The organism is Psychrobacter sp. PP-21, from assembly GCF_033790785.1.
GTDB lineage: Bacteria > Pseudomonadota > Gammaproteobacteria > Pseudomonadales > Moraxellaceae > Psychrobacter.
Genome location: NZ_JAMYEB010000001.1, coordinates 625,733 through 641,242, shown reverse-complemented (window position 1 = coordinate 641,242; position 15,510 = coordinate 625,733). Strand labels below are relative to the sequence as shown.

Genomic DNA, 15,510 nt, shown 5'->3' with positions numbered 1-15,510 from the left:
TTCAAGCAAAATGACAATATTTAACCTAATCTAGATATCGCTCAATGAATACAGCCGATACCAGTGCATGGCTGCACTTTGATTGAACTCAGCCGGTTGTATAACAAGGGCATATTAGGCATAATATGCGTTTATATCAAATTTTCTGCAGCCAACGTGATGACCCTTTGTCTTGATCGCGTTGTTTGTGTGTTTTTTTGGCAAATCGCTTGAAACGCACAGCAATGGCTGCATTACTGTATTTCGAATTGGGCTGATAACTGGATAACTATATTATGACGCAAAGCACTATGACGCATAGCGAATACCGAGACGAATATTGCGGAGCCGTAACCGAGAGCTTACTTGAGCAAACCATTAGCATCGTAGGTTGGGTACATCGTCGTCGCGATCACGGTGGTGTGATTTTCTTAGACATGCGTGACCGCGCTGGTATCTTGCAGGTCGTGGTCGACCCTGACACACCAGAAGCTTTCGCAACCGCTGATGCGGTACGTCCTGAATACGTACTAAAAATCACTGGCCGCGTACGTCGTCGTTATGAAGGTACTGAAAATAATAATATGACCAGTGGCCAGATCGAGCTATTGGGCAAAGAAATTGAAGTATTGGCTAAATCTGAAACACCGCCATTCCCATTGAATGACGAAAAAACCACGGTATCAGAAGACTTGCGTTTAAAGTATCGGTATCTTGATATGCGTCGTCCGCAAATGCAAGAGCGTATGGTGTTCCGTGCCAAGGCAACTTCAGCAATTCGTCGCTATTTAGACGATCATGGTTTCTTGGATGTCGAGACGCCTATTTTGACTCGTGCAACGCCTGAAGGTGCGCGTGATTATCTCGTACCATCACGTACGCGTCCTGGTAACTTCTTTGCCCTGCCGCAGTCACCACAGCTATTTAAGCAATTATTAATGGTGTCAGGTTTTGACCGTTATTATCAAATCGCTAAATGCTTCCGTGACGAAGACTTACGTGCTGATCGTCAGCCTGAATTTACTCAGGTGGATATCGAGACGTCTTTCTTAAACGAAGAAGAGATCATGAACATCAATGAAGGTCTGATCAAGCATTTGTTCAAGACCATGATGGACGTTGAGTTTGAGCAGTTCCCTCGCATGACTTATGCTGAAGCCATGCGCGACTATGCATCAGACAAGCCTGACTTACGTATTCCATTGAAACTGGTCGACGTTGCAGACTTGATGAAAGACGTTGATTTTAAGGTATTTGCTGGCCCTGCTAACGATCCTAAAGGTCGCGTTGCTGCCCTACGTATACCTGGCGGTGCTTCATTGAGCCGTAAGCAAATCGATGCTTATACTAAGTTTGTTGGTATCTATGGCGCACGCGGTTTGGCTTATATCAAAGTCAATGATGCAAGCAGCATCAACAATGGCGTAGATAAAGAGTCTGGCCTACAGTCTCCGATCATCAAAAACATGACTGATGATGTGCTTGTTAGCTTAATTGAGCGTACTGCTGCAGAAGATGGTGATATTATCTTCTTTGGTGCAGATAAAGCCAGTGTCGTGAACGACGCAATCGGCGCATTACGCCAAAAAATCGGGCTTGACCTTGAGATGGTAACTTGTGAGTGGGCGCCGCTTTGGGTGACTGACTTCCCAATGTTTGAAGAAACTGACAACGGTCAATGGACGTCAATGCATCATCCATTTACTAAGCCTAAAGGCTCAGTTGAAGAGTTGAAAAACAACCCAGAAGCTGCGCTTTCTATCGCTTATGACATGGTATTGAATGGCACAGAAGTTGGCGGTGGTAGCTTGCGTATCAATACTTACGATATGCAGCAAGCTGTCCTTGATGCTTTAGGTATCGGCGAGCAAGAAGCAGAAGACAAATTTGGCTTCTTACTTGATGCATTGAAATTTGGTGCACCGCCGCATGGTGGTTTAGCTTTCGGTTTGGATCGCTTGATCATGCTCATGGTAGGTGCAGACTCTATCCGTGATGTGATTGCCTTCCCAAAAACCAAAACTGCTGAATGCCCACTAACCCAAGCACCTGCTGAAGTTGATAACAAACAGTTACGTGATCTTGGTATCCGTGTGCGTGAAAAAGCACAGGCTGATGCCAACAAACCTGCTCAATAAAACCTTTGATGATGCGTAGTTACTATCTACCGTGCTTGTTACGTGATTCATTGCCATGTGAGTGGTTATGAATCCGTATCATATTTTCAAATTCGTGCCACTGTCTGTACTGCAGATGCTGGCACGTTTTGTCGCTTGGGTTATCGTTAAAATACCCAGTCTAAGTATCATGCGCACCATTCGTATCAATATGGCGCTGGTTACTGATACCTTGTCTGAGCGACAAAAGCGCGCACTAACTAAAGATATCATCTACCATCAATGTTTGACCAGTATCGAATCTATCAAAAGCTGGGCTATGCCACCTGAATGGAGCATTGCTCAGATTCGTGACGTCCATAATAAAGACATTCTATTAGAAGGGCTTGCCAATCCCAATGGTATGCTTGCCATCGTACCCCATCTTGGTACATGGGAGATGATGAATGCCTGGCTTAACCAGTTTGGTTCGCCAACTATTATGTACAAGCCTGTAGAAGGCAGATTCGCTAATGAGTTTATCTTGCAAGGTCGTGCGCGTCTTAATGCCACATTGGTACCTACTGACGGTAGCGGTGTAAAAGCCGTCTTTAAAACCCTCAAGCAAGGGGGGTTTAGTATTGTACTGCCAGACCATGTCCCAGATCCCTCTGGCGGCGTTGTCGTGCCCTTCTTTGGTGTCAAAACATTAACCAGCACCCTTGCCTCAAAATTGGCGAGTAAAACCAAATGCGCCTTAGTTGGCCTCGCATGTATTCGCCGTACTGATGCACGCGGTTTTGATATTTACTGCTATCAGCTCGATGACTCTGCTTTATACGACCGTAATGCTGAAGTGGCGACTCACGCGCTCAACCAGGCTATGGAGCATATGATCAACGAACACTGCAGTCATTATATGTGGGGCTACCGACGGTTTAAACGCATACCAAATCTAGGCAACCCTTACCGAAAAGACAAAGCCACTTTAGCAGCCTTTATTCAGTCGCATCATGCTACTGCTGATCGTTCCAACAATGATCTTAACGGCTATCAGCGATAGCACCGAGCTTAATAATCGCTAGCAACAACCGTGCTATCATGTAATGATTTAGACATATCATCAATCACAGTTATGCTAGTATTGCCTAACTTTCAAATTCTTTTCTTTTTTATTGATCCTATATTCACCTTATCATTATCTCATCACGAGTGTATTATGACATCTGACGTAACCAAAGCCGTACCTACAGACCCAGCGCAGCGCAGTAGCGGCACTACTGAACAGCGTTATATTATTTGTATGAAATGGGGCGATAAATATGGTCCCGAATACGTCAATCGTCTCTACAACATGGTAAGCCGTCATCTGACACTAGATTTTCAAATGGTTTGTTTGACCGATGACAGTACAGGTATCGATCCTGCGATTGCTTGTTACCCCATACCTGAGATGGATTTGCCCGCAGGTCCTGAACGTGGCTGGAAAAAGCTCACTACCTTTAAGCCTGAGCTGTATGATTTAAAAGGTGTGGCACTATTTTTGGATATTGACATCGTCATTGTCGATAATATCGATGCTTTTTTTACTTATGCAGCAAAGCATAAAGATAGTGTGGTCATCATTCGCGATTGGAAAAAACCATGGCGTATGATTGGTAATAGCTCTGTCTATCGTTTTAATATTGGTATGAACACCTACCCTGATCTATTGGCAAACTTTGAGCGAAATTTCGAGACCATTCGCACTCAAGTACGTCATGAACAGGCCTACCTGTCTAACTACCTGCGTGAGCATCATCATCTAGAGTATTGGGATAAAACCTGGTGTGTGAGTTTTAAATACCAATGTATCGCGCCCATTCCGTTTAACTTTGTACGAGCGCCCACACTACCTGACGATGCAAAGGTTGTTATATTCCATGGCGAGATTAATCCACCAGACGCCATTGCTGGTAGCGGTGGCAAATGGTATCGGCATGTGAAGCCAAGTCCTTGGTTAAAAGAACACTGGCAGTAAACGTTTAGTCATTAAAATATCAAATAATTGAGGTCAACTACTGGAAAATGGTATGGCGTTGTATTTAAGGTTACCGACCACTGCTAGTTTCAATATTGATAACGAGCTCGTCGTTATCAATGCTTTTAATGCTAATGAAGCAGAGCAAAGTTTGCTTGGAAAAGACGTCAATATTATCGCCTCAGGCCCATCAATACAGCAGCTGGTATTGTCAGATTTATCAGACACGCCAACTATCTTTGTAAACGGCAGTATCAGCCTTACCGCAGAGCATAATTTCAATGATATCGTCGGCTATGTTATCAGTGATGCCCGCTTTATCAATCATCAACCTGAAATTCTACGGCAGCATTATACGGGTCAACCTTTATACGCGACATTGGCTGTCTTTGAAGCAATGGCAACCACTCACCCGGACATCATGCGCACTTACCATCATGCCATGCGAGTATTGTATCCGGTGGATAGACCGTGGGGGGTTAAGTCAAATAAGCTATCATTCAATAAGCTTATATTTAAGAAAAAACGACTGAATAAAAAAACGCCATTGTCTTACTTTATAAACCATCCAAACTTTGTTATTGCGAGCACTCATAGCGCTGCTGAAATTGGCGTTTCTCTTAATGTCACTCATGGGTTTGTCGAAGCAGGTACCGTTGCTTATGTCGCTACACAACTGGCTTTTTCTCGTCTTGCAGCTACTATTCATCTATACGGTATTGACTTACTCAATAGTGATCAACCGCGTTTTTATGAAAACGATGGCAACAGTGCGCCAAGTACATTGAGTAAAGTTATGAGCGAGCGCATTGTGCCTTCCTTTAACTTACTGGGTAGAGCGTACAGAGCACATGGGGTTACTGTTATCAATCATTCGCCCGTCTCCAAAGACTTATTTAATGGTCTATAATCTTTTTTATAACTTTCATTACCTAGTAAATTCGATATGAGACCAAATTCCAAATATTGCTGCGCGATATGTTTCGGCAATAGTTGCTCATTTAATGGCACTATATAACGTATAAGATTGTCTACCGCTTGATCGATAAGTATGGCTAATCCTTCAATGTCTCCGACAGCTATCAAGTTTTTAGTTGGTAACAGCTCCCTTGGACCAAAAGGACAGTCGGTACTGATCACGGGTACGCCAAGTGCTTGCGCTTCGACAATAACATAGCCAAAACCTTCGAACTTAGAGGTGACTAACATCAATGCCGCTGACGCAATCAGTGGATAAGGATTGGTCTGAAAACCCAAAAACCTAACATGGTTATTAATATTAAGCTCAACTGCTAACGCCTTAATCTCTGTTTCAAGCGTGCCTTTACCCACCAGTACTAGCGGCAGCTTCTGCGCTGTCTGTGCATAGGCCTGTAATAGCTCGCGATGTCCCTTCATAGTGTCAAATGAGGCAACATGAATCATATACTGTTTATGGGTTAAACCAAATGCTTCAATATGTGTTATTTGCACTGATTTCCTTTGAATCCAAGCAGCGTCGCAAGGATTATAGATTGTTGTGGTAGCAGTCATTTCTCCTAAAAGCGAGACTAAGTCTTTACGTGCACCTTCACTGACGCAGCTACAAGGGTGCGCACCATACACCATTCTTAAATGATTAAGAGTCTGTACTGGTGTGTCTAATAACTGATACTCGAACTGTTTAGATAGCGCTGTATGTAGCACATTTACGACATTTGGCAATCGGCTATACGTCATGATCCAGTTTAATTTATAAATGTTAACCAAGGTTAGATTTGGTGTTCCTATTTGACTAAGTACATAATCGTCAATACGCGTCGCAACTTTCTTATAAGCCTGTGCCTGTTTGGAACCTGGATCAAGATTTTGCTCAATAAACACTTCATTGTATGGTACGACATGATAGTGAATACCAGCATCCAACGGCATATCCTGCGTCCCTTCCAAACATAGTATATGTACGTTATAGCCCATCTGTACATAAGTACTCGCTAGTGTAGTAACCATACGCTCAGCACCGCGACCTTCAAGCGCTTTTAGAATAAATAAAATAACGGGTGGCATGCGTGTCTCAGCTTGGTAAGCGTATTAGTATGATTGATTGCCCAAATAAGTGTATTAATAGCCATATTTATTGCAGCATTCTGGCTTTATATGCTAGTCTCATCTACCTTTGCCCTCCTGATTTTGATTAATTAAGTATAGACGTAGCTGGTCTGCCTGCCCATAGCAGACTTGTGATAAACATTGTTGTTATAAATTGATGAAGACTTGGTAACACTGATATCAGTAAATATCCTAGCTGAGCTAACGTCACTACTAAAAATAATAGCATTTTGATAAAATGTATTCCCAAAAGGTAGGATCTATTATGAAGCAGTTTAATGAAAAAGTAGTAGACGTTGTCATCGCTTGGGTAGATGGCGCAGATCCTATCCTCAAACAAAAAAGAGAGCATTATAAGTCAGGTAAGGCAGTAGCGTCAGATGCGACATCTGCGACGCGTTTCGCAAGCGATGATGAGATATATTATAATATTGCCTCTGTCATCAAATACGTGCCTTTTTGCCGTCACATTTATATTGTCACAGACCAACAGAAACCTGCATTCATCGATGAGTTTGCCAAGCAAAATATCTGTTCAGCAGATAAAATACGTATCGTCGATCATAAAGAAATATTTTCAGGTTATGAGCAGTTTTTGCCTACGTTTAATACTCGGTCAATTGAGACAATGATATGGAATATCGAAGGGCTATCCGACTATTTTGTTTATATGAATGATGATTTCTTTTTTAACCAGCCTGTGACGATAGATGACTTCTTAGATGGTAACAACCTGATCATTCACGGTCAGTGGCGCAATAATGCTGTTTTGAGCGCTAAGCTTACTTTCCGAAAATCTCGCTTGAAATTATTTGGTACCCCCGTTCAACCACGCCATACTATAGCTCAAATGTTAAGTGCTAAAATATTAGGTATGGATCAATTTTTTGAGATACACCACTACCCTCATATTGTTGATAGAAATATTTTAAAAACTCACCTGTTAAATAACCCTAAACTGCTAGAAGAGCAGATAAAATATAAATTTAGGGATGTTGCACAGGTCAATCCTATAACACTGATGAATCATCTGAAAATTCAAAAGAGTGAAGTACATTTAAAATCTGATACCTCTGTCAATTATCTAAAAAATGAGAGTAGTGTCGATGATTTTATTACTGCTTTAGAAGATAAATCTATTAAGTACGGTTGTATCCAAAGCCTAGATCTTCTTGAGACAGATTTGCACAAGAAAATCAGCCAAGCCATGACGCATAAACTCGCAGCTTATCTACCTACCTCTGTGGTAGCAAGCATTAATGAATAAGCCTAAAGCAGGTTAGCTCAAGCTTGAGCAGCTACCAATCTTAAACAACTATAAGAACTAGCCAATTTTGGTTTGAACCAATAAAAGCATAAACATTACTTGGATATATTATGAAAATAACAGTCGTAGGTACAGGCTATGTAGGCTTATCAAATGCAATGCTACTGGCACAGCATAACGAAGTTATCGCTGTCGATGTGGTTGCTGAAAAGATAGAGATGTTGAATGCCAAGCAATCTCCTATTGAAGATGAAGATATTGAAGACTTTTTATCGCATAAAAACCTCAACTTTTCTGCGACGCTGGATGCCAGTACAGCTTACAAAGATGCTGACTTTATCATCGTTGCCACACCAACTGATTATGATACTAAGACTAACTATTTCAACACCTCCACAGTAGAAGCGGTCATTGAACAAGTGCTCTTAGTGAACTCACAAGCGACTATTATCATAAAGTCCACAGTACCAGTAGGTTATACAGCAAGTATCAGAGAACGTTACGCGACTGATCGCATTATTTTTTCGCCTGAGTTTTTGCGTGAAGGTAAAGCACTACATGACAACCTCTACCCTTCTCGAATCATTGTAGGTGCACAGTCTGAGCAGGCTCGCGTGTTTGCCAACTTATTACTTGAAGGTGCAATCAAAAAGGACGTACCGCTATTATTTGTAGAATCTACCGAAGCTGAAGCGATTAAGTTATTTTCTAATACCTATCTAGCGATGCGCGTGGCTTATTTTAATGAGCTTGACACTTATGCTCAAACCTTTGGACTTGACACCAAACAAATCATCGAAGGTATCGGCTTAGACCCACGCATTGGTGATCATTATAATAACCCTTCATTTGGCTATGGCGGTTACTGTCTACCCAAAGATACCAAGCAGCTACTTGCAAATTACGATGAAGTACCAAGCAACCTGATAAAGGCTATTGTCGATTCTAATAGAACTCGCAAAGATTTTATTGCTGATAAAGTTATCGAAAGACAGCCAAAGATCGTAGGCATACATCGCTTAGTGATGAAAAGCGGGTCAGATAATTTTAGAGCGTCTGCGATCCAAGGTATCATGAAGCGTATCAAAGCAAAAGGGATTGAAGTGGTGGTTTATGAACCTGTGTTAAAAGAAGACAATTTCTTCAACTCGCAGGTTATTCAGGACTTAGAAACCTTTAAATCAATGAGTGATGTGATTGTCGCCAACCGCTTATCTGATGAGATAAAAGATGTGGCGGACAAAGTATTTACTAGAGATCTATTTGGGAACGATTAATGAAAATTTTAGTCACTGGTGCGGCGGGCTTTATTGGTTTCCACTTAATCAAAGCATTATTGGAAACGGGCGTATCTGATAGCGAATATTGTATTATTGGTATCGATAATATCAATGACTATTATGATGTAGATTTAAAAAAAGAGCGTTTAAGAATATTAGGTGAGATAGCATCGCCAGACACATTTACGTTCATCAAATTAGACCTTGCTGATCGCAAAGCCATGTCTGAGCTTTTTGCCACCCATCAATTCGATACCGTTGTTAATCTGGGCGCTCAAGCAGGCGTACGCTACTCTATCGAAAACCCAAATGCCTATATCGACTCAAACGTGGTTGGATTCGTCAATATATTAGAAGGGTGTCGTCACCATGATATCAAGCACTTAATCTACGCCAGCTCAAGCTCTGTCTATGGTATGAATATTAAGCAACCATTTACCACGGCTGACTGCGTTGACTTTCCTATCAGCTTATATGCAGCCACGAAAAAATCCAACGAGCTTATGGCACATAGCTATAGTCATTTATATAATATACCTACGACAGGATTGAGGTTTTTTACGGTTTATGGCCCTTATGGTCGCCCTGACATGGCTTACTTTTCATTTACCAAGAAGATTTTGGCTGGTGAGCCCATCAACGTCTTTAATAATGGTGTTATGCAGCGTGACTTCACCTACATTGATGATATTGTCAAAGGTATTATTTGCATTATTGATAAAGCACCCTCTCCTCAGAAATCTACTATTACAACTGCAGCTGCCCCCTACAAGATATATAATATTGGTAACAATCAGCCAGTCACGCTGCGCCGTTTCATTACTGCCATTGAAGACGCATGTGGTAAAAAAGCGCAGGAAAACCTATTGCCCATGCAGGCAGGTGATGTGCCTGTTACTTACGCTGATATAGATGAGTTGATAGAGGATATTAACTTCAAGCCTGAAACCAGTATCGAAGAAGGTATTAAGCAATTTGTCGAATGGTATCAACGATATTATATCTAATATTTATATCAGTTTAGACAAGCTTTACAGTTATTTTGAGTACCCACTACTGAGGAACAGTACATGGTTTTATTTTTGATTTCAAACTACTCAGGTTTTAATACTGGACGTGGCGGGCACTATTACTCATTGAGACAAATGGCCGAAACTATAGCCAAAAACAGACAAGTCGTAACCGTTGTAATGGGAGATAGCGTCTCATTGCCAGCGGCATTATTAGGTATGCAAAATGTTCATTCTGTTTCTACTAAATTACATAAGCAACAAGAGGGCGTAAAAAACGTTATTGCTAAGCTTGAAGAATTAGAGTGTTTATCTGAGCTCACTACTGTTCATGCTTACGATGCAAAGTCTGCTTACATTGGTGCACATATCGCAAAAATGACAAAGACCTCCTTCATACTTACAAAATGTGGAGGCAGAGTACCAAAAAAGTTTTATCCTAAAGTAAACTCTTTGATTGTTTTTCACAAAAAAGACTATGACTACTTTTCCAAACAAAAAAATAACTACCCACATGTCCACCTTATTCCTAATAGAGCAAAACCTGCATTATATGAGAAAAGTAGACAATATCAAATCCAAGAGATCCGCAATGAGCATGCTTTTAATATTTTAAAGATAGGTAGAATTGGCAGTTATTATTTTAAAACATTAACAGATACTATTAAGTTCTGTTCACACGTTCAAAGCAAGAATTTTCCTATACATCTGAGCTTTGTTGGTTATGAAGAGTCAGTAGAGGTTACGCAAAGACTGAGGGGTTATGCAGAACAGCTAAATGTATCATTATCTATCTATTCTGATAGCGACTATACATCACAAGCATCTGAACTATTATGGTCTTGTGATGCGGCAGTTGGTACTGGTCGCGGTGCTATGGAAGCCCTATCTGCTGGTAAAATTCTACTATTTCCCGTTTCTAATTTTGATTATCCATGTTTGTTTAATGAAAAGACCGCGGCTTATGCCATGCAGGATAATTTCTCAGAAAGAACCATAGTGCCTGAGCAATTAAGCGAATACTGTAATCCAAAGTATGTTTTGGATTTAATAACAGACAGCACCTATAGACATAAACTGAGCGCATTCGGTTATGATATCTTCAACTCAGATTTTAATGTAGATGTAGGAGCTAGAAAAGTACTTGATATATATCACAGCAGTCAAAACAAGCCGGGAATCTCCAGATGGAACTTTTTCATGTTACGGCTTCACAATATAAAGCTACATTTCAAGCACAGAACAAAGTCTTTTAGACATAGACTTAAAGGAATGCTAAGTTAACAAATATTGTTAGTTCTAAATGTATAGTCTACTAACGCGCTTCACTTGAACTGAGTCTCATTACTATTTATAGAACTAGATGCCAGTAATTTCTCCATTAGAAGTTACAAACCTTGCTTCAACTACCATTCTATAACCTGTTTCTTTGTATACCGTCTCTTTGACAGCATTAATTAAGTACAAAATATCTTTAGATTGAGCACTGCCGTTGTTTACGATAAAGTTGGCATGCTGTTCTGATATTTGTGCACCACCCTTATTTATACCCTTTAACCCTAACTCTTCAATAATTTTTCCTGGTGGTCCATAATCTTCATACATATCAGGGTTGCTAACAAATACTGAGCCGCAGTTTGGTTGTTTTCTAGGAAATTTTTTTCGACGTGAATGGAGAATGTCTAACATATTTTGACGAATATGACATTTATCACGACCATTTTTGAGCTTTAATCCGACTTCAACGACCACTTCATCTGTATTCTGGAAAATTGAATGGCGATAGGAAAAATTGCATTGTGAGTTATCATAACGTTTTATATTGCCTTGGTTATCGATAGTTTCTACATAGGTGACTACACTACCAATACCTTTTCTTTGACTGCCACCATTCATGACAACAAGACCGCCAAGTGTCCCAGGTATGCCGCACGTATGTTCGATGCCTGATAGACTGTTTTGCATAGCCAGCCTAGCCAAACTAGGCACCCATATACCAGGCTCAGCAACAATCTCTAAGCCATCCACTGTTACTTTTGAAAAATTAGTTCCTATTTGTATAATAACTATGTGTATATCTTCATCAGAGAATAGTAAATTTGTAGTACTACCTATTATGAGGGATTTTATACCATTCAAATATAACCATTGTCGAACTTTGATTAATTCGTTTTTACTTCTTGGCCGAATGATAATGTCTGCCTTTCCACCTACCTTCCATTGGCTAAGTTTAGACAAAGACACTTCAAACTCTATAATTTCAGGGAATATCTCATTAATTTTTTTCTGATATAAGGTATTCATTTGTATTTATCCGATACTACCACCACAGTTTGCACCAAGAGACTTTAATTTAGGTATAAGATCAACATATCCACGTCCGATTTGCCATGCATCAGTAATAACGGTTTCTCCTTCAGCAGCTAAACCACATAGCGTCAAGGCAATACCAGCTCTTAGATCCAGAGCCTTGACTTCGGCTCCTAACAAACCACCACCTTTACCTATAATTTTTAGCATATCACCAGAGATTTCATAGTCAACTCCCATACGAGCCATTTCTTTTGCGTATCCATAACGTCCAGGAAAACGCAAGTCTACTATACGCGACTCACCTTGAGCTTGTGCAGCCCAAGCCGCTAGAATGGGCTGTACGTCTGAATTTATACCTGGGTGAGGCCCAGTACTTAATTCAAGTGGATAGCAACAACCACCGCGTACAATAAGTGATCTTTCACCTTGGTAAAGCTTTGCTCCCCCAGCTTTCAAATGACTAAGAACAACCTCTAAATCATTGTAAGGAAAGTCATGAATCTCTATATCACCTTTAGTGATAACTGCTGCTGCCAGCCATGTAATGGCCTCCATATTATCAGCTATCACTCTATGCCTAATACCATTTAACCGCTCGACACCAGATATTTCGATATGTTCTTGCCCAAACACTTTAATACGAGCGCCCATACCATTGAGCATTGTTATCAAGTCAATTATTTCTGGACGTATATGTGGATTCCAGATACGTGTAGTACCACGAGCTAACGATCCAGCTATGATAGCGTTCTCAGTGGCTCCTGTTGAACGCAGTGGTAAATGTATGTCACTTCCTACTAAACCACTTCTCGCTTCTGCACATAGATAGTCACCTTCTTCCCATATCGTTGCTCCTAGTTTCTCTAACAACATAACATGCAAATCATATTTACGTTCGCCCAGCTTACAACCGCCCGGCAGTGGTACTTTGGCTTCTCCAAAACGAGACACTAACGCTCCTAGTATCAATAATGTGTTTCTAATAGAGCGACCATCCCATATCAAATCTGTTTTTATACTGGTATTTTCTTTAATAATAATGATGTCATTATTTACAAGCTCAGTTTGTTTGCCTAAAGCATGCAGCATATCTACATGTACTTGCGCATCTAACAATTGGGAAGGATAGTTTTCTAATATAATGCTATTTTCAGATAATATGCTAGCCGCCAACAAACGTAATGCTGAGTTTTTAGCACCTGCTAACGCAACTTCACCCTCTAATCTGCTTTTTGAAACTGTCAAAACATTGTCAATCATTAAGAAACCTATACTATTTTCAATAATTTAACTGTTATCTATATAACAGTAACTCCATTTATGTTTTTTAAAACATTCAATAAATAATATAAAGTAACCTTAAGAAGAAGCTAGATAGTCAATATATTTTTGAGCAATGTTCTTGGGTAAAAACTGTTCATCAAAATCAAATAGAAAACTTTCAGGCTTTGCCATCAATAGGGTCATTTTGCTAGCTAAAGCATCAACATCATCTACAGGCACAAGACTATTAGTCGGTAACATTTCACTTGGACCTGACTTACAGTTGGTGCTTACCACAGGTACATTCAATGCTAATGCCTCGGGTATAACCCTAACAAAACCTTCGGATCTTGAAGATAAAACAAACCCTCTAGCATGCTTCATATAAGGGTAAGGATTTTTATTAAAACCTAGAAATAGAACTTTCTCTGAAATACCTAAGTCGTGAGCTAGCCTTTTTGTTTGCTCAAGCATCTTCCCTTTACCTAGTAGTACTAGAGGGTATTCCATAGAAGATTTCGCATAAGCCTTCAGCAAAACATCATGCGCTTTTTCTATCTTAAAACTACCTACATGAAGAATATATTGTCTTGGCTTAATATTATCGTATTGGCCTTCAATTGATTCATTAGCCAGTTGTTGAATCAATTGTTTATCAAACGCATTATAAATGGTACTGCTAGTGACACAGGAGCCTAAGCTTGCTTGTAAATCATTCTCCACTCCTTTTGAAACACAAATACAAGGTCTACTCTCGTAAATTTGGCGAAGCTCTTTTACTTTTTTATCGTTATCAGTGTTATTTGACAGTTCAAACTTATTGGAAACGGTATTTCTAATGACGTAAATTAAATTAGGTAATTTACTATGAACCATAATTCTATCTGATGGATAAAGGTTGGATAAGATAATATTTGGCTGTCCTATTTTACTTAATATATATCTATCCACCTTAGCTGCAAATAACTGATAACGAAGTTGACTACTCGGTATTAGCTTATAAGGCTTGAATCTGATCATGTGATAGTTCAAGTTGGGATTGAGATCATATTCTACAAGCGGTTTAAATCTTAATATATGAACCTCATAGCCCAATTCATAAAACCCCTGACCTAAAGTAAGTACTGAACGCTCTGCGCCACCACCTTGCAAACAATTAATAACTAACACAACTTTTTTGGTAATTTGAGACATGAACTATGGCTTACCTGCTAATATTATTTTTATTAAAAGACTGACGCTCCGGTATCATTCAGAACTTGAAGTCTACTCTTTCCAATACTTCTCAATCCACCCTACTGGCAAAATGAAATGACGCAAATGACGTAGTGGTCTTTTTAGGTTTTTAGGTTCAGTCAGTCTTTTTAGATGGTCTTTGGCATTGTTGGCAGCATTTTTGTTGTATCTACCTTCAATAGCGTGAGTCGGATATAAGTCGCCTGGGAAAATAACCATGCGAGCACCTTTAGGAATCTTTGGCTCTTTAACATAGTTAAGTGGAAATGGCTGACGGCACTTACGTCTGAAATGGGCCACCCATGCCTTTGGAAACAGTTTCACGCCACCTGGCGCATTACGAGTAACAAAACGCTGCTCAAAACGATATTCATCAGCGATACCTTGTGGATCTGCTTTGAACTTCTCTTGTAGTGACACAAGTGAGCCTACCTGAAATCTAAAGCAAGACGTCTGTCCCAAGCGCTCTAATGGATTACTTGGGTTATAAGATAAAATAACGTCATCTGGCGCGCCATATTCAAAGAAAGGGTCAAGACTATCTACTATAATGACATCCAGATCTACAAACAGTACTGTGCCTGTCAAATCACCTAGCTTTTCACCCCACAAACGAGATTTTGGCCATTTACCCAGTGTATTGGTTGGCATACTCACATCAAGTGGTGGTAACTCTTGACACTCAATCTCTGGACGCACATCGGTTGTATCATCGGTAAAACAAACAAAACGAAACGGCGGTGTGATATTGCGAGACACCATGCCATACAGTTTATTGGCATAATCAGCACCATACTTTGTGCCCCATTTGATGCAAATAATTTGCTTAATGTTTTTATCATCTACTATATTAGAATCTGTTGGCATTGACTGCTCGCTTTAATCTTATGAATAAATATGATGGCTATATTAGCATAAAAAAAAGACTGAACAATTATGTTCAGCCTTTTCGGTCTTT

The 15,510-nt window shown here is 40.0% G+C and carries 13 protein-coding genes; 8 read left to right on the top strand and 5 right to left on the bottom strand.

Annotated elements, in window-relative coordinates; all coding sequences use genetic code 11:
• Window positions 1-290 precede the first annotated feature (290 nt).
• The 4 genes from aspS (at window position 291) to NJD71_RS02620 (ending at window position 5,005) form a co-directional block, all read left to right on the top strand.
• Window positions 291-2,117, top strand: coding sequence for an aspartate--tRNA ligase (aspS, locus tag NJD71_RS02635; RefSeq protein ID WP_319050441.1), 1,827 nt, complete (start codon window positions 291-293; stop codon window positions 2,115-2,117).
• 67 nt (window positions 2,118-2,184) lie between these two features.
• Window positions 2,185-3,138 carry a lysophospholipid acyltransferase family protein gene (locus NJD71_RS02630; protein WP_319050370.1) on the top strand — a complete coding sequence of 318 codons (954 nt, stop codon included), beginning with the start codon at window positions 2,185-2,187 and terminating at the stop codon, window positions 3,136-3,138.
• 156 nt (window positions 3,139-3,294) lie between these two features.
• Window positions 3,295-4,095 (top strand): glycosyltransferase, encoded by an 801-nt coding sequence (locus NJD71_RS02625; protein WP_319050369.1) that lies wholly within the window; start codon window positions 3,295-3,297, stop codon window positions 4,093-4,095.
• 52 nt (window positions 4,096-4,147) lie between these two features.
• Window positions 4,148-5,005 carry a hypothetical protein gene (locus NJD71_RS02620; RefSeq protein ID WP_319050368.1) on the top strand — a complete coding sequence of 286 codons (858 nt, stop codon included), beginning with the start codon at window positions 4,148-4,150 and terminating at the stop codon, window positions 5,003-5,005.
• On the opposite strand, the gene NJD71_RS02615 is transcribed toward NJD71_RS02620, so the two are convergent.
• On the bottom strand, window positions 4,966-6,141 hold the full coding sequence (locus NJD71_RS02615; protein WP_319050367.1) for a glycosyltransferase: 1,176 nt from the start codon (window positions 6,139-6,141) through the stop codon (window positions 4,966-4,968). The genes NJD71_RS02620 and NJD71_RS02615 overlap by 40 nt on opposite strands.
• A gap of 307 nt (window positions 6,142-6,448) precedes the next feature.
• On the opposite strand from NJD71_RS02615, the gene NJD71_RS02610 reads away from it, so the two are divergent.
• The 4 genes from NJD71_RS02610 to NJD71_RS02595 all read left to right on the top strand — a co-directional run bounded on the left by NJD71_RS02610 (window position 6,449) and on the right by NJD71_RS02595 (window position 11,024).
• The gene (locus tag NJD71_RS02610; protein WP_319050366.1) at window positions 6,449-7,450 is read left to right on the top strand and encodes a Stealth CR1 domain-containing protein; all 1,002 of its coding nucleotides are present in this window, start codon (window positions 6,449-6,451) and stop codon (window positions 7,448-7,450) included.
• Between the two features lie 110 nt (window positions 7,451-7,560).
• Window positions 7,561-8,727, top strand: coding sequence for a nucleotide sugar dehydrogenase (locus NJD71_RS02605; RefSeq protein WP_319050365.1), 1,167 nt, complete (start codon window positions 7,561-7,563; stop codon window positions 8,725-8,727).
• Window positions 8,727-9,737 carry an NAD-dependent epimerase gene (locus tag NJD71_RS02600; protein WP_319050364.1) on the top strand — a complete coding sequence of 337 codons (1,011 nt, stop codon included), beginning with the start codon at window positions 8,727-8,729 and terminating at the stop codon, window positions 9,735-9,737. The genes NJD71_RS02605 and NJD71_RS02600 overlap by 1 nt, the downstream gene beginning before the upstream one ends.
• 63 nt (window positions 9,738-9,800) lie before the next feature.
• Window positions 9,801-11,024, top strand: a complete 1,224-nt coding sequence (locus NJD71_RS02595) for a hypothetical protein (RefSeq protein WP_319050363.1) — start codon at window positions 9,801-9,803, stop codon at window positions 11,022-11,024.
• Between the two features lie 75 nt (window positions 11,025-11,099).
• Here NJD71_RS02595 and murB read toward each other — a convergent pair whose 3' ends face one another.
• The 4 genes from murB to NJD71_RS02575 all read right to left on the bottom strand — a co-directional run bounded on the left by murB (window position 11,100) and on the right by NJD71_RS02575 (window position 15,419).
• Entirely contained in the window at window positions 11,100-12,044 is a 945-nt protein-coding gene (gene murB / locus NJD71_RS02590) for a UDP-N-acetylmuramate dehydrogenase (protein ID WP_319050362.1), read from the bottom strand.
• Window positions 12,045-12,050: 6 nt separating this feature from the next.
• Window positions 12,051-13,313 (bottom strand): UDP-N-acetylglucosamine 1-carboxyvinyltransferase, encoded by a 1,263-nt coding sequence (locus tag NJD71_RS02585; protein WP_319050361.1) that lies wholly within the window; start codon window positions 13,311-13,313, stop codon window positions 12,051-12,053.
• Window positions 13,314-13,412: 99 nt separating this feature from the next.
• Window positions 13,413-14,510: a glycosyltransferase gene (locus tag NJD71_RS02580; RefSeq protein ID WP_319050360.1), complete on the bottom strand. Its 1,098-nt coding sequence runs from the start codon at window positions 14,508-14,510 to the stop codon at window positions 13,413-13,415.
• 72 nt (window positions 14,511-14,582) lie between these two features.
• A complete protein-coding gene (locus NJD71_RS02575) occupies window positions 14,583-15,419 on the bottom strand; it encodes a glycosyl transferase (protein WP_319050359.1) in 837 nt (278 codons plus the stop codon).
• Between the last annotated feature and the right edge of the window lie 91 nt (window positions 15,420-15,510).

Excerpts from the sequence above, each read along its gene's own strand:
- aspS (WP_319050441.1), top strand. The coding sequence starts at position 291 with ATGACGCATAGCGAATACCGAGACGAATATTGCGGAGCCGTAACCGAG.
- NJD71_RS02630 (WP_319050370.1), top strand. The coding sequence starts at position 2,185 with ATGAATCCGTATCATATTTTCAAATTCGTGCCACTGTCTGTACTGCAG.
- NJD71_RS02625 (WP_319050369.1), top strand. The coding sequence starts at position 3,295 with ATGACATCTGACGTAACCAAAGCCGTACCTACAGACCCAGCGCAGCGC.
- NJD71_RS02620 (WP_319050368.1), top strand. The coding sequence starts at position 4,148 with ATGGCGTTGTATTTAAGGTTACCGACCACTGCTAGTTTCAATATTGAT.
- NJD71_RS02615 (WP_319050367.1), bottom strand. The coding sequence starts at position 6,141 with ATGCCACCCGTTATTTTATTTATTCTAAAAGCGCTTGAAGGTCGCGGT.
- NJD71_RS02610 (WP_319050366.1), top strand. The coding sequence starts at position 6,449 with ATGAAGCAGTTTAATGAAAAAGTAGTAGACGTTGTCATCGCTTGGGTA.
- NJD71_RS02605 (WP_319050365.1), top strand. The coding sequence starts at position 7,561 with ATGAAAATAACAGTCGTAGGTACAGGCTATGTAGGCTTATCAAATGCA.
- NJD71_RS02600 (WP_319050364.1), top strand. The coding sequence starts at position 8,727 with ATGAAAATTTTAGTCACTGGTGCGGCGGGCTTTATTGGTTTCCACTTA.
- NJD71_RS02595 (WP_319050363.1), top strand. The coding sequence starts at position 9,801 with ATGGTTTTATTTTTGATTTCAAACTACTCAGGTTTTAATACTGGACGT.
- murB (WP_319050362.1), bottom strand. The coding sequence starts at position 12,044 with ATGAATACCTTATATCAGAAAAAAATTAATGAGATATTCCCTGAAATT.
- NJD71_RS02585 (WP_319050361.1), bottom strand. The coding sequence starts at position 13,313 with ATGATTGACAATGTTTTGACAGTTTCAAAAAGCAGATTAGAGGGTGAA.
- NJD71_RS02580 (WP_319050360.1), bottom strand. The coding sequence starts at position 14,510 with ATGTCTCAAATTACCAAAAAAGTTGTGTTAGTTATTAATTGTTTGCAA.
- NJD71_RS02575 (WP_319050359.1), bottom strand. The coding sequence starts at position 15,419 with ATGCCAACAGATTCTAATATAGTAGATGATAAAAACATTAAGCAAATT.